At 58.3% G+C, this 13,764-nt stretch carries 12 protein-coding genes; 2 read left to right on the plus strand and 10 right to left on the minus strand.

All coding sequences use genetic code 11. The features are described 5' to 3' along the window. Positions 1–15: 15 nt before the first annotated feature. Positions 16–1,206 (minus strand): tRNA uracil 4-sulfurtransferase ThiI, encoded by a 1,191-nt coding sequence (gene thiI / locus BM299_RS06865; protein ID WP_092482732.1) that lies wholly within the window; start codon positions 1,204–1,206, stop codon positions 16–18. 43 nt (positions 1,207–1,249) lie between these two features. Then, on the minus strand, positions 1,250–2,428 hold the full coding sequence (locus BM299_RS06870) for a cysteine desulfurase family protein (protein WP_092482733.1): 1,179 nt from the start codon (positions 2,426–2,428) through the stop codon (positions 1,250–1,252). A 204-nt stretch (positions 2,429–2,632) separates the two neighbouring features. On the opposite strand from BM299_RS06870, the gene BM299_RS06875 reads away from it, so the two are divergent. Continuing rightward, positions 2,633–2,947: a copper amine oxidase N-terminal domain-containing protein gene (locus tag BM299_RS06875; RefSeq protein WP_425429476.1), complete on the plus strand. Its 315-nt coding sequence runs from the start codon at positions 2,633–2,635 to the stop codon at positions 2,945–2,947. A gap of 459 nt (positions 2,948–3,406) precedes the next feature. Here the strand turns inward: BM299_RS06875 and cooS are convergent, their stop codons facing one another. The 7 genes from cooS to BM299_RS06905 form a co-directional block, all read right to left on the minus strand. Then, complete coding sequence (cooS, locus tag BM299_RS06880) at positions 3,407–5,266, minus strand: anaerobic carbon-monoxide dehydrogenase catalytic subunit (RefSeq protein ID WP_092482735.1); 1,860 nt, start codon at positions 5,264–5,266, stop codon at positions 3,407–3,409. 126 nt (positions 5,267–5,392) lie between these two features. Then, complete coding sequence (locus tag BM299_RS06885; protein ID WP_165608215.1) at positions 5,393–5,887, minus strand: 4Fe-4S dicluster domain-containing protein; 495 nt, start codon at positions 5,885–5,887, stop codon at positions 5,393–5,395. Between the two features lie 66 nt (positions 5,888–5,953). Then, positions 5,954–7,201 carry an NAD(P)/FAD-dependent oxidoreductase gene (locus BM299_RS06890; RefSeq protein ID WP_092482737.1) on the minus strand — a complete coding sequence of 416 codons (1,248 nt, stop codon included), beginning with the start codon at positions 7,199–7,201 and terminating at the stop codon, positions 5,954–5,956. Between the two features lie 258 nt (positions 7,202–7,459). Next, positions 7,460–7,624 carry a hypothetical protein gene (locus tag BM299_RS19260; protein ID WP_165608216.1) on the minus strand — a complete coding sequence of 55 codons (165 nt, stop codon included), beginning with the start codon at positions 7,622–7,624 and terminating at the stop codon, positions 7,460–7,462. A 306-nt stretch (positions 7,625–7,930) separates the two neighbouring features. Then, positions 7,931–9,256 (minus strand): gluconeogenesis morphogenetic factor MgfK, encoded by a 1,326-nt coding sequence (locus tag BM299_RS06895; RefSeq protein WP_092482814.1) that lies wholly within the window; start codon positions 9,254–9,256, stop codon positions 7,931–7,933. 101 nt (positions 9,257–9,357) lie between these two features. Then, positions 9,358–10,212, minus strand: coding sequence for an RNase adapter RapZ (rapZ, locus tag BM299_RS06900; RefSeq protein ID WP_092482815.1), 855 nt, complete (start codon positions 10,210–10,212; stop codon positions 9,358–9,360). 98 nt (positions 10,213–10,310) lie between these two features. Next, a complete protein-coding gene (locus tag BM299_RS06905) occupies positions 10,311–11,111 on the minus strand; it encodes a PHP domain-containing protein (protein ID WP_092482738.1) in 801 nt (266 codons plus the stop codon). A gap of 211 nt (positions 11,112–11,322) precedes the next feature. Between BM299_RS06905 and BM299_RS06910 the strand changes: the two genes are divergently transcribed. After that, the gene (locus BM299_RS06910) at positions 11,323–12,720 is read left to right on the plus strand and encodes a phosphoglucose isomerase-related protein (RefSeq protein ID WP_092482739.1); all 1,398 of its coding nucleotides are present in this window, start codon (positions 11,323–11,325) and stop codon (positions 12,718–12,720) included. 61 nt (positions 12,721–12,781) lie between these two features. On the opposite strand, the gene BM299_RS06915 is transcribed toward BM299_RS06910, so the two are convergent. Next, positions 12,782–13,762 carry an ROK family protein gene (locus BM299_RS06915; RefSeq protein ID WP_092482816.1) on the minus strand — a complete coding sequence of 327 codons (981 nt, stop codon included), beginning with the start codon at positions 13,760–13,762 and terminating at the stop codon, positions 12,782–12,784. Positions 13,763–13,764 lie beyond the last annotated feature (2 nt).

Raw genomic sequence — 13,764 nt, forward strand, 5'->3', positions numbered from 1 at the left:
GGCTCACCTCCGGAATTAAACTTTACGACCTATGTCCTCCACCACGGTACGCTCCAGGGCGCCGGCCAGCAAATCCTCCACGGCCAGCGGCTTTTCAGCTTCCTCGGCCTGCTCCGACCGGGGCCTGGTGGCCGGGTGTTTGGGCAAAAACAACGTGCAGCAGTCCTCGTAAGGCAGCACTGAAATATCATAAGTGCCGATTTCCTGTGCCCTGTGAATAATTTCCAGTTTGTCCATCCCCACCAGGGGACGCAGCACCGGCAGGTCAATGACCTGGTTGATCACCCGCATGCTCTCCAGGGTCTGGCTGGCCACCTGGCCCACGCTTTCGCCCGTCACCAGCGCCAGCGCCTCCTGCTGCCCGGCGATGCGCTTGGCCAGGCGAAACATCATGCGCCGCATGATGGTTACCCGTAATTCCTCTGGACAGTTTTTTTGGATATCCTTTTGAATGTCGGTAAAGTGCACCACGTGCAGCTTGATGCGTGCTGTGTAGGCAGTCAGCGCCCGGCACAGGTCCCGCACTTTTTCCAGTGATTTTTCCCCGGTGAAGGGGAAGCTATGGAAATGCACCGCCTCGATTTCAATGCCCCTTTTCATGGCCATCCAGCCCGCCACCGGGCTGTCAATACCCCCGGACAAGAGCAGCAGCGCCTTGCCGCTGGCCCCCACGGGCAAGCCGCCCACGCCGAGTATGTCGGCCGCGTAGATGAAGGCGTTTTTCTCGCGTATTTCCACCCGCACCCTGATTTGCGGGTTATGTACGTCAACTGTGAGCCCCGGGTAGTTCTTTAATAAATAACCGCCGATCAGGCCGTTCAGTTCCGGCGACGTCCGGGGGAACTGTTTGTTGGAACGCCGGGCCTCCACCTTGAAGGTAAGCGGGGTCCCGGGAGTTTTTTTTATGCCGGCGGCGGCGTCTTTCAAAGCCGCCAGCGCCCCCTCGCAAATGGCTTCCTCATCCAGGGGCAAGCGCAGCGCCGGCCCGATGCCTACAATGCCGAAAACCTTGCTTAACTTGTCCAGCACCCTGGCCGGATCGGCAGCGCTTTCCACCAGAATCCGACCGTACACCCGCTGCACCCGGGCCGGCCCGGTATCTTTCAGCGCCCGGCTGATGTTGCCCATCAACCGTTTTTCAAATGCCGGCCGGTTTTTACCTTTTAAACCGATTTCACCGTAACGGATCATGTATGTATTGTACATTTGTGCACCTCGCGATATTATATACCGTCCTGTATCCCGTGTTCTAATCGTACAGCGCCCGTAGTTCCTCAACTGCCGCCACGGTATTTTCCACGGCGTAATCTATTTCTTCCTCCGTATTGGTGTAGGACAGGCTGAACCGGATGGCTCCCTCCAGCAGCTCTCCCTTCAGTCCCATGGCCTTTAACACGTGACTGCCGGGATTCTTCCGGGAGGCGCAGGCAGAGCCGGTGGATACATAAATACCCCGCCCCTCCAGGGAATGGAGCAATACCTCCCCGCGCAGGCCGGGAAAGGAAATGTTGGCAATATGCGGGGCGCAGCGGGGATTGTCCTCCCGGCACGCCGGTCCGTTCAACACAGCGCCGGGCACGGCCGCCAGGATGCCTTCCACCAACCTTTTTTTGAGGGCAAACAGCTTTTTCGCGGTATTACTGTCGCGTGCCTCTCGGGCGATTACCGCGGCGGCCGCGCCGAATCCCGCTATGCCGGGGACATTCTCGGTGCCGGAACGCAGGCCGGCCTCCTGTCCCCCGCCGGCCACCAGCGGCTGCAGCTGAGTGCGCGGCGCCACATAGAGCGCCCCTACTCCCTTGGGGCCGTGCACCTTGTGGGCGCTGACTGACAGGAGGTCCACCCCCAGTTCCGCCGGTCGCTGGGGCAACTTGCCGTAGGCCTGTATCGCGTCCACGTGCCATAAAAGCCGCCGCCCGGCCCGGCGGAATTCGGCAATAACCGCCGCCAGCTCGTCCAGCGGCTGCACCGCGCCCACTTCATTGTTGACGTGCATTATTGCCACCAGGTAAGTATCGTCCCGCAAAGCAGCCCGGAGATGCCCGGGGTCCACCACACCCTCGCCGTCCACCGGAAGCACCGTTATTTCAATACCCCGTTCCTTCAGCTGTCCGCAGGCGTTTAAAACGGCCGGGTGTTCCACCGCCGTGGTTATCACGTGCCGGCCCCGCCGGCCCGGTAGCACGCCTTTGACAGCCAGGTTGACGGCCTCGCTGCCTCCGCCGGTAAACACAATTTCACCCGGGGCCACACCCAAACCGGCCGCCACCGTCTCCCGCGCCCGGGTAACCGCCCGGCCGGCCTCCACCCCTTTACGGTGCAGCGAAGAGGGGTTACCATAGTTTTCTTCCATCGCCTCCACCACCGCCCGGACCACTTCCGGGTAAGGCCGGGTGGTGGCACTGTTGTCAAGATAGACTTCACGCACTGTTACACCGCACTTCCTTAAATGACTTAACCTTCATATTATTTCATAGTATACCGCAAACCCGGCAGCGTCAAGCAAGATAATGGATTTACGGTAATATGCGCAGTAAAAGCCCACATTTGCATTATCGGACAAACAAGAAAATTAACAATAATTGCAGGATTTACTAAATATAGCATCAAAATTATAAATAATGCCGCCACGATAGATTTGCCGTCAGCACCCGTCAAACAAGACGGTCGCAGCTTCGCCCCGGCGGACGCCCTGGCCGAGGGACTGGAAGTTACACTGACCAAAGCGGGTAAAATCATCACCCTTACCGGCCCGGACACTTCCGTACAGTTAACTGTCGGTGAACCTATGATAAAGATCAACAATCAGGAGCAAAAAATCGACGCCGCACCCTTTACCGCCGGCGGGGTTGACTTCCTGCCCATCCGCCGGGTGGCCGAAGCCTTCGGCGCCGAAGTAAGCTGGGACGCGGAAAAACAACAGGTTTCAATCGGTTTAGTGAAATAATAAAAAAGGGGACGAGCAGCGTAAAAGGGGACTGGCTTCGATTCGCTTTGTGAATCGGTGCCTGTCCTGAAAAGGTATATTGGGTGCGGGGCGGGTTGTTCCCCGCAAGTGATGTGTCGGAGCGTCGGAAACGGGACTTGGTGAAGCTGAGGCTGCCGAATTGGCGGGACGAATCGCGCAAAAACCACTGGCATAGCTTGAAAAGAGAAAGCTATTGTTAATAAATGACTCAGTATAACTACCCGTTCTGCGCAATATGCAGGACCGCCAAATTCGGCCCGAAGCGAACCTTAGTCCCGTCGACGCGGAGATTTTGAACGCAGCGGGGAACAACCCGACCTGCACGTAAAAGGGGGACAGGCACCATTTTCAAAAAACGAAAATGGAGCCAGTCCCCTTTTTTGCCTGTCCTTTTTTCTCTCTATAACAAACATACCATCTAAATAAAATGCTTATTTGCTATAACCCCAGCGCTTTTCTTTTTGCGGCAATGTGATCGATGGCCAGTTTGGCGGCCGCCGCCGGGTTTTCCTCCACGGCAAAGACCGCGCCTACCACCTTTTCGGCACCGCCGGTTAAAAGTTCGGCCACGTTTTGGCTGCCCAGCACCGGGGGAACCGTGCCCAAAATGGTAAAAATACCCGAGCTGACCACATAGGTGCCGATGGAGACAGCCTTTTCGGACATCCACTCGGGCGCCGCCCCGGCCAGGGGCAGGTCGGCTATATCCACCCCCAGGGCATTGGCCATGGCCGCCGCCACCGTCATAATCCGACTGATATCCACGCAGGAACCCATATGAAGGACCGGCGGGATGCCCAGACCGGTGCAAACGCCCCGCAAGCCATCCCCGGCCTGTTCCGCCGCCGCGGGCAGCAAAAGACCGGCCTTGGCGCAGGCGATGGCCGCACAGCCCGTGCCCACCACCAGGATATCGTTTTTAATAAGCTCGCGCACAAAAACCAGGTGGCTGTTATCCTGGATGTATTTTGGGTTGTTACACCCCACCACACCCACGATTCCCTTGACCGCCCCGGATTTAACGGCGTCGATCAACGGGTTGAGGGAGCCGCCCAGAGCCTCCAGAATAGCCTCCACGCTAAAACCCGCCATATACTCCATTTGATCCGCGGGGATGTTTACCTTTTCCGCCCGGCGGTTGGAGTAATTCTCCACGGCGATCCGGACGATCTTTTTGGCCGTCTCCATGGCATTGTGCTCATCGAAGGCAATATGCTCGGCCCCCGGAAACTTAGCTTTCGGCGATGTGGAAATTATCTTGGTGTGGTAGCACCCGGCCACCTGGGGCAGGGCGGGCATGACGCACTGGATATCCACGATCATGGCTTCCACGGCGCCGGTCACTATGGCCAATTCCTGCTGCAGGAAATTCCCGGCCACGGGCACGCCGTGCCGCATTAATATTTCGTTGCCGGTGCAGCACATGCCGCATACGTTGATCCCCGCCGCCCCCCTCGCCCGGGCTTCCTGCAGCAGTTCCGGGTCCCTGGCGGCGTGCACGATAATATCCGAAAGGGTTGGCTCGTGCCCGTGCAAGATGATATTAACCTGATCCTCCTTTAAAACACCCAGGTTACTGGAGCCTTTAACGGGCCTGGGAGTGCCGAACAAAACATCCGAAAGTTCCGTTGCGACAATTGAACCGCCCCAGCCGTCGCTTAAAGCCGTGCGCATGCCCTGCAAAATCAAGCTGACGGGATCGTTATCCACCCCCATATGGGTGCGGTGCATGCTCTCCACCACTTCGCGGTCGATGCCCCGGGGAGTGATGCCCAGCTTATCCCATACCGCCCTTCTTTGTTCAGGCGCCCGGTTGATAAATTGCAGGGCGCCTTTCCTGGTACCGAACTCCTCCAATACCGCATTGGCCAAATCCCGGGCAATTTCCGCCGTTGCCCGCCCTTCCACGGCAATGCCGTATTCGGCGGCCAGGGCTTGCAACTTGGCCTCGTCCCGCACCGGGTAATCGGCGGTGTCGCCGCCGGCCGAGGCCAGAAGCGTGGAAGCAATCCCCCGGCCGTGGTCGGAATGCGCCGCCGCCCCGGCGGCAATGGCGCGCACCAGGTTGCGGGCCACGATCGTATCCGCGCCTGCCCCGCACACTCCTTGTGACGGGCCGTCCCCGAAGGGGTCGATACGGCAGGGGCCCATGTTGCAGTTACGGCAGCAAATACCCAGCTGCCCGAAACCGCACTGGGGTTCCTGGGCCGCCAGCCGGTCCCAAACAGTTTCTATACCATCCCTTTGGGCTTTTTTCAACATCTTAAGAGTGGCCTGATCTATGCTCTTTTCAACCATTTTAATTCCTCCTTTCAACCAAAAAAAACACAACTCTTCACCGGCGCATCTTCATTGACGCGGACCGCCGCGTCAAGGCTTGGAGCCCCGAATTTTTACCCGGCCGCACCTTCGCTTAAGATTTGCTTAAGACTTTAATGAAATCAAAAAACGCTCCCTTTTTTCCCGGCTGAAATCATCCACCTCAACATATTTAAGCGCCCGGGTCTGGCAGGCCCGCACACAGGCCGGTTCACCCGCCTCGTCCAGGCATTCCCGGTCGCACTTGACGGCTAATCGCTGCGCGATTTCGCTGCGAATAACCCCGTACGGGCAAACCATGACACACATCCAGCAGCCCGTACATTCCGCCGGCCCGCCGGTATTGGTCACCACCCCTTCGGCCGTGCGGTGCATGGCCCCGGCGATACAGGCGTCAATGCAGGGGGCTTCTGCACAATGGCGGCAGTTCAGGGGTATTTTACCGGCTTCGGTTTGATGCACAAAAATTCTTTTTAACGGCTTTTTTGCCTCGCCCACTGCCCCAAGCAGCGTTTTACTTGCCGAATGAGCCACGGCACAGGCCAGTTCACAGGAACGACAGCCCAGGCAGCGTTCTTTATCGACCAGCACTTCCTGCACCTCATCACCCTCCTTGTGAAATTTTGTTATGGCTGCAAACCTCATTAAAACTACTGGGTAACTCTTTTACCGTACCGGCACGGTCCGGGAATACACGATGTCGGCCCCGGTTACCGTACCGCCCGCCACCTTGTCTTTCAATCGCCCCGCAATATGCCGGGCCTGCTTAATTAAAGCGGTATAAACCCCGGCCCGGTCCACCTTGCCCACCATAATAAAACCAACCAGCCGGCCATCCCTGAAGCAAACCTTGCGATACACCCCGCCGTCTTGATACACGGCCGTTTCATCGCCGCCCCGCACATCACCCGCCGATATAAAGGGCAGCGCGCCGAACTGGGCGGCGTTGAGGCGGGTCAGGGGCGGTGGGTAGCTTCCGGGCAGGCCGGCCAGATTGTACCCGGCGCAGCGGCCCTGTTCCACCGCCAGCGTCCACAGGCCGGAAGTCGTTTTATCCCCGGTCAGCATATCCGTTACTTCAATACAGTCCCCGGCGGCGTACACCCCGGGCAGCGAAGTGGCCAGGTTGTCATCGACCACTATGCCTTTGTCCACCCTGCCGCCGGCCCGGCGGGCCAGTTCCACATTAGGCCGCACCCCCTTGCCCACCATTACCAACCCGGCGGGCAGCCGGCGCCCGTCCGCCAGTTCCACGGCCTGCACGGCGCCTTGCGGCCCCTTAACCGCAGCCACCGGCTCAACGCCATAAACAAACTTTATACCGGTTTTGGCCAACTCCTTTTCCACCAATGCCGCGCTTTGTGCATCCAATTGTTTAATCAGCACATGCGGACTTTTTACCACTACCGTAACCTCGGGCAAGCCGCGTTCTTTCAGGGCGTAGGCAGCTTTCAGGCTAACCAGGCCCCCGCCCGCCACCACCGCCGAGGCGCAGTCCCGCGCCCACCGGCCCGCCGCAGCGGCCTGGTCGGCTTTGCGCAGGGTGAAAACACCGGGTAAATCCGCCCCGGGCCAATCCGGTGCCACCGGCGAAGCCCCGGTGGCCAGCAACAGGCGGTCATAACCGATAGAGCGGCCGTTTGCCGTGGTAAGTTCACGTTTCTCCACATCCAGCGAAGTTACCGTCTGCCCCGCCAACAGCTCTATCCCGTACTGCCGGTAAAAGTCCGCCCCCACGTAACCAATCCCGGGCAAGTCCCTGGACCCGGCCAGCACCTCCGGAATCAGACAGCGCGCGTAAGCCGGCCCGGGTTCGTCGGAAATGACGGTGATTTGGGCCCCGGCGGCCACCTTGCGCACAGTGCGGGCCGCAGCCAGCCCGGCCGCGCTGTTCCCGATTATCACTATATGCACTTATCCCCCCCCTTATATTTAATTTAATCAAATTAAAAGACCAATTGCTTAAATATTCAATATTGTTAATTATTTTCCTCTGTAAAAAAATAAAAAAGAGCACCATAAAAGGGGACTGGCTCTTTTTTCGCTTTTTGAAAAAAGTGCCTGTCCCCTTTTTTGCCTGTCTATCCCCCTTTTACCTGAACCACTCCCTTTTTTGCGTATGTTTTTCTTATTTTAAAAAAAAGCGCCGGGTGATTTACCGGCGCGCCTGTTTTACATACCGTACTTTTTTATCCGGCTTATTCTTGTTTTGTGTTCCGCTATGGTGTGCAGTGAATCAGCCATGTTTTTCATAATAAAAATAAACGGAACGGTTAAAGCTATAGATGTCAGGGTCAGCGTAATCCAACCGGCCGGCGATACTTCCCTGTCAAACAAAACTCCCACCTCCCTGAAAATTATTGCTGCATAATGTAAAAATGCCGGCTAAAATCACTTCTAATGTAGTGGTACCCGCCCCCGAAATGAAAAATACGCTGTAGATAATGGCATGGCACCGGCAAAAAAGGGAACAGGCACAGTAAAAGGGGACAGGCACCATTTTCAAAAAACGAAAATGGTGCCTGTCCCCTTTTACTGATGGTGTCGCAACAGCGACATGAAAGTCTGTCCCCCTTTTTTGCCCGGCTTAACAACAAAAAAAAGCCCTGGTACTTATAAAAATTCCAGAGCATAAAAACACTTTTATTTACTACCCGGCACCGCGCTGTTGGGGCTGCTTCGATCCTGCCTTTCCCGCAGGTAATTATTCAAAAACACCACCCGCTCCGGGTGCCGGCGGTCGTCGCTGATGAGCCGGATCAGCAAGCGGGCCAGCCGGTCGGGATGATGCCTTACCACTTCCCCCTGTTGCACCAGTTTGCCGGTAACGGAAATCACTCCCATTTCCCGGACAGCCTCCAGGTCAGCCTCCACAGGCACAGCGCCCTCCCGGCGATACCGGCCCACCAGCCGAGCGGGAATGCTCTCCGTGTTCACAACCATATAATCAACTATTTGACCGGCATGGTCGGTCAAGGCCCGCAAATGATCGGAAGCTGTATAACCGTCCGTTTCACCGGGCTGAGTCATGACGTTGCAAACGTATATTTTAGCCGCTTGGGACCGGGCGATGGCCTCCGGAATATCCTGCACCAGCAGGTTGGGCAAAATGCTGGTATACAAGCTGCCCGGCCCCATGATGATGGCGTCGGCCTCCCGGATGGCCAGCAGCGCTTCCTCAGTGGGAAAGCAGTTTCCCGGGTCCAGGAAAACCCGCTTGATTCTTTTGCCGCAGGCGGGAATATGCGATTCCCCGCGTACCACCGAACCGTCTTCCATTACCGCGCACAATTTCACGTCCGCCAGGGTGGCCGGCAGCACCTGTCCCCGCACCGCCAGCACCCGGCTGAAGTTTCGCACCGCCCGGTCAAAGCCGCCGGTGATGCCGCACAGGGCGGCCAGCAGGAGATTCCCCATGTTATGCCCCCGGAGTTCCCCCGTGGGGAAACGATACTGCAGCAGTTCTTCCATCAGAGGTTCGCGGTCGGCCAGCGCCACCAGGCAGTTGCGCACATCGCCGGGGGGCAGGATCCCCAGGTCCCCCCGCAACCGTCCCGAACTGCCGCCGTCGTCGGCCACCGTAACAATGGCCGTCAAATTGCCGGTATACTCCTTGAGCCCGCGCAATAAAACCGGTATACCCGTTCCGCCGCCGATAACCACCACCCGGGGCCCCTTTTCCAGGTAGCGCCGCGAATAAATAATATCCACCAGGTTATTTTCCCCGGGCATAACGGCGTTGATCACCGAACGAAAAACCCTGCACATACCAAACACCAGCAGGGTAACCCCGCCCGCCATGCACGCTGCGCCGGGCACCCACAGGCTGCGCCCGCCGGCTGCCGGGCCGTACCAAACCGCCGGCAGCTTCAGCACGTCCGGGTAAACGGAAGCCACCGTCATCAACGCGCCGGCAACGGTCACCAGCACCCCCAGCAGGGCCAAAAAGAACCAGCGTTTAATATGCATGCCCGGGTAAAACCACTTGATCAAAATAACACCCCCCAACAGGGTAACAGCTTCCAAACTGAATATTTTTTACCAACCACCAACCACCGACCACCAAAAAGCTAGCCCACCCGGCCGATATCCCGGTGATGCACCGTTACCCGGTAATCCATCTCATTTAAGATTTCCCCCAGCCGGTTGGCCAGGGCCACCGAGCGATGCATGCCGCCGGTGCACCCGATGGCGATCATCAACGTAGTCTTGCCTTCTTTTATATAACAGGGAATAAGAAACTTGATCAAGTCGGTGAACTTGGCCATGAATTCACGGGTTACCGGCGAGTTGAACACAAAATCCCGCACCGCCGGGTCTTCACCCGTAAGCGGGCGCATTACGGGGTCATAATGCGGGTTGGGCAAAAAACGCACATCTATTACCAGATCGCTGTCCAGGGGAATGCCATATTTGAACCCGAAGGAAACCACGGTGACCAGCAGCTGGGATACTTCCTTGTCGGCGCCGAAAAGCTCCACCAGCTTATCCCTGAGCTGCTGCGGTTTGAAATTAGAAGTATCCACTATCTTGCCGGCCCGCCCCCTTAATTCCTCCAGGAGCGCCCGTTCTTCCCGGATATTGCGCAATACCTCGCCGTGCGTGCCCAGGGGATGACGCCGGCGCGATTCCTTGTAACGCCGCACCAGCACTTCATCCGACGCTTCCAAAAACAATACCTCGAATTCCACTTTCCGCTGCTCCAACTCATCCATTACGTCGGTCAAAGCCCGGAAAAACTCACCGCCGCGGATATCCACCACTAATGCTATATTATTAATGCGCCGGGCCGATTGTGCACAGAGCTCAGCAAATTTTGGAATCAATGTCGGCGGCAGGTTGTCCACGCAAAAATAACCCAGGTCCTCCAGAATGCGCAGCGCTTGCGTTTTCCCGGCCCCGGAAAGACCGGTAACGATCACCATGTTTGCGGGCAAGTTACCCACCTCTTTCAAATACTAATGCAGTATCAAATAAAGCACGTGTTATAGATTCACCACGGGTGACGGTATTCCTTTACTGTTCAATGCAGAAACACATAATTCCCCGGGGCGTCGGTTTCGTTAAAAGGGAAATCCGGCCTGTTTCCCGGCGCCCGCCGGGCGTTCAGCACCCGTTCCGGCGGCACCCGGTACTTGTCCAGCAGGGCGGCGCCCGCGGCCAGATCGCCAACGCTGCCGGGGAAATGAGCGTCGCTGTTCACCACCAGGGACGCCCCCCGGCGCAATGCCGCCTGCACCACCCCGTCCCGGTCGTAATGGTGACCCGTGTTTATTTCCATGGCGCACCCGGCGACGGCGCAGGCCCGGGCCACCTCGTCCAGGTCCACCGCCATCACCAGATCGGGGTGGCCGACAAAGGTCAACGGATTCCTGTGCACCGCCGCCACCAGTGCCCGGGTATTGTCCCTACGCATCATTTCGCGCAATTGGTAGATAGATTTGCCCAGCCGGTTGGGCAGTATCCAGTTCAGGGTTTTCCACCATGGCCGGCACCACACCTGGGGATGCAGGCCGGCAATCAGTATGTCCAGTTCCTTGATGATTTCCGGGGGCAGGTCTATTTCCCCGTCGAGGCTGATTACATTGGCCTCGGCGCCCACCAGCACCTGTACCCCGTATTTTTCGCTCAGCGGGGCCGCTTGTTTTTTTAATTCCCGGTAAACCCCGGCATCCCTGACACCGATAAACATAGCCCGGGGACCGTGGTCGGTCAGGGCCACCTGCGCCAGCCCGCGCCGGGCCGCCGCAGCCACCATTTCCTCGGCGGTGGCACGCCCGTCGCTGTAATTGGTATGCGTATGCCAATCCGCAAAAAGTTCCATCGTCTGATTGCTCCTTATTTTTCAATAATTAATTTGCAACTCCTGCCAATAATCCGTATATAATTTATAACAACTTTTTCAAATAATTTACGCAAAAGTGGTAAAATAATTCATATCGTTGGTAAATAAAGGCTATAATAACTTTGGCTCACCTGACCGTGGAAAAATGCTTTAAAGCAAATTTAAATAAATGATGTAAGGATGTGATTTCATGAACGAAATAATCAATGTGGACATCGGCCACCTGCTGAGCCGGGAAGAACGGACCGGCTTTGTCCCGCTGGCTGCGTTTGAAAACTTTGCCGCCGAATACGGCGAAGCCTTTATGGAATTCCAATCCACACTGAAAGAAAAGCAGTCCCCCATCACCCTGTCATTTGCCGAAGAAGAAAATATTCCCCGCATCCGGTCACTGGCGCGGGAGCTGTCGGAAAAATATGCCAATGTCCTGCTCCTGGGCATCGGCGGCTCGGCGCTGGGTGCCAGGACCGTTTTACAGTTTCTCAAAGGGCCTTTTTACAACCTGGAAAAACACGGCCGGCCGCGCCTGTTTATCCTGGACAACATCGACCCGGCCCTGGTGCGCAAAGTGGATGAGCTGGCGGACATGCGCAAAACCGCCCTTGTCTATACCAGCAAGTCCGGTTCCACCCCGGAAACAGCGGCGCAATTCATCTACTTTTACAACAAATACAAGGAAGCGGGCGGCAATGTAAAGGATATCGTGATTATCTGCGACCCGGGGGAAAACGGCATCAACCGCATCGCCCGGGACCTGGGGTGCCACCTGCTGCATATTCCCCGCAACCTGGGGGGGCGGTATTCCGTTTTATCGCCGGTGGGGTTCCTGCCGGCCGAGGTGGCGGGCATCGACGCCCGGCAACTGCTGGAAGGCGCAGCGCTGGCCCATCAATCCATTATCGACAGCCCGCCGCCGGAAAACGCCCTGTTCGCCCTGGGCACCTGCCTGTATGAACTGGCCCGGAAGGGCAAATCCATTCACGTGCTGTTCAACTACAGCAGCTTTTTGTCGGAATTCGGCCTGTGGTTCGTGCAGTTGTGGGCCGAGAGCCTGGGGAAAAGATTATCCCTGGACGGGGACGTGGTCAACGCAGGCACCACGCCGCTCACCTCCCTGGGGGCCACGGACCAGCACTCCATCCTGCAGCTCTTCAAGGAAGGACCCGGCGACAAGGTCTTCGGCTTTGTGCGCGTCAACAACATGCCCGAGGATGTCATAATCCCCAATGAATTTTCCACCGAAAAAGAGTACGCCTACTTTGCCGGCCATACCATGGGCGAGCAACTGCACATCGAGCAGCTGTCCACGGAGATGAGCCTGGTCAAGGCCGACCGGCCCTGCTACCGCGTTACTCTGAAGGACATTTCCGCCGACACCCTGGGCGCCCTGTTTTACTTTTACGAAGCCCTGACGGTCTATACCGCCGGGCTGTGGAACATCAACCCCTTTGACCAGCCCGGAGTGGAGGAAGGCAAAAACATCACCTACTCCCTGATGGGCCGGCAGGATTACAGCCACCGGCGCGCGGAATACGAGCAGGCGGTGGAACAGTACAACCAGGAACGCCGGATATTCAAATTGGAATAGCTACCAAGTGTTGAAAGAGGTGCCGGGTACCGGTGTTGAAAGTTGAAATACGGGGCGCAGTTCAAGGCCGGCCGAGTTCGCCGCCGGCCCGCTCGATGGCCAGCGCCACGGCACCCATCACCCCGGCATCGCCGCCCAGGCCGGCCCGCACAATGCGCACCGCCTGCCGGGACGACTCCAGGGAGCGCCGGTGCACCTCTTCCAGCATGGCTTCCCATAGGGGGGCATCTCCCTGGATAACCCCACCCCCCAGCACCACCGCCGCCGGATTCAGCAGATTAACCAGCCCCGCCAGCGCAATACCCAGATACCGGCCGGCGTCCCGCACGATTACCAGCGCCTCGGGGTCGCCTGCCAGCGCGGCCTGCACCACCGTCCGGGCCGTAACCCGCCCCGTATCGCCCCCGGCGGCGGCCAGTATGCCCGCGCCGCGCCCGTCCTCCACCAGGGCCGCGGCCCGCCGGGCCAGGGCGGTCCCCGAAGCCACCGCCTCCAGGCACCCCGTATTGCCGCACCCGCACGGCGGGCCGTCTGCGGCCACGGTAATATGCCCTATTTCCCCCGCTCCACCGCCGGCGCCGTGATAAATCCGCCCGCCCAAGATGAGCCCGCCGCCCACGCCGGTGCTCACTGTTATGTAAACCATGTCGCCGGTGTCCCGACCCGCGCCGTAAACGTATTCGCCAAGGGCGGCCAGGTTGGCATCGTTGTCCAGGTAAACGGGCAGGCCCAGCCGGCTGCCCAGCATTTCGCCCAGGTGAACGTCCCGCCACCCCAGGTTGGGCGCAAAGTGCAGCCACCCCCTCGACGGGTCCAGCGGCCCCGGGGCGCCCATGCCCACGGCCCTGACGGAGTCGGCCGGCGCCCCGGCCTCCCGCAGCGCTGTTTGCACCGATTCCACAATTTTATCTATCACGTGCCCCTGCCCCAGGGCAGCTTCAGTGGGCACCTTCACCCGCGCCAGCAGCTTCCCCTCCCGGTCGGCCAGCACCGTGAGAATTTTGGTGCCGCCCAGGTCCACGCCCGCCACCAGGTCCTGCATGC

Origin of the sequence: Desulfoscipio geothermicus DSM 3669 (genome assembly GCF_900115975.1) — a bacterium.
GTDB lineage: Bacteria > Bacillota > Desulfotomaculia > Desulfotomaculales > Desulfallaceae > Desulfoscipio > Desulfoscipio geothermicus.